The sequence below is a fragment of the Myroides sp. DF42-4-2 genome, from assembly GCF_030326445.1.
In the GTDB taxonomy this organism is placed as follows: Bacteria; Bacteroidota; Bacteroidia; order Flavobacteriales; family Flavobacteriaceae; genus Flavobacterium.
Genome location: NZ_JACAKI010000067.1, coordinates 1 through 562, shown reverse-complemented (window position 1 = coordinate 562; position 562 = coordinate 1). Strand labels below are relative to the sequence as shown.

Annotated in this window: 1 pseudogene; it reads left to right on the top strand. The window is 37.4% G+C overall.

Features of this window, described 5'->3' with window-relative positions:
- A pseudogene (locus HX062_RS16170) lies at positions 1–562 on the top strand (hypothetical protein); the annotation flags it as partial.

The following is a 562-nucleotide window of genomic DNA, read 5'->3' as shown; positions in this document are numbered from 1 at the left end:
AAATCCCAGGACAAAGCAAGGGGATACTAAGTGATGCTACAAATGAGTATGCAACGGAAAAAGCAACGGAAAAAACAGAGGATTTAGTAGAAGAAAAGGTACTTATTCACCCACAAGAGATAGCAGGCTTTGCCTCTACTGCCTATGGAACTGCTGGTAGTGTGATGGGTAAGACATCTGCATATCAACATCAGATTGAAGGAATAAATGGCAGAGTAGACACACCACAGCCTTTAAGTCAAATCAGTAATATTAATACAGGTAATAGTGCTATTAGTAATGCGGTTGCTATATTAAATCACTTCATACCAGGGGTGAATCACCTGGTTGATTTAACCATAGTAGTAGATGGAAAAGTGCTTAAAAACTATAAGCATTTTGAGCTTAAACAGAGTGTAAAGAAACACCATGAGTTTACATTGGAGCTCAGTCATGATGCACTAGGTGTAGAAGAAACGTATCAGATGAGTCAGGCTCAAAATCTTTTAGGAAAACGCATATTAGTGACTTTAAACTATAAAAATATCAAAGAAAAGCCAGAGCGAGATTTTTATGGAATCGT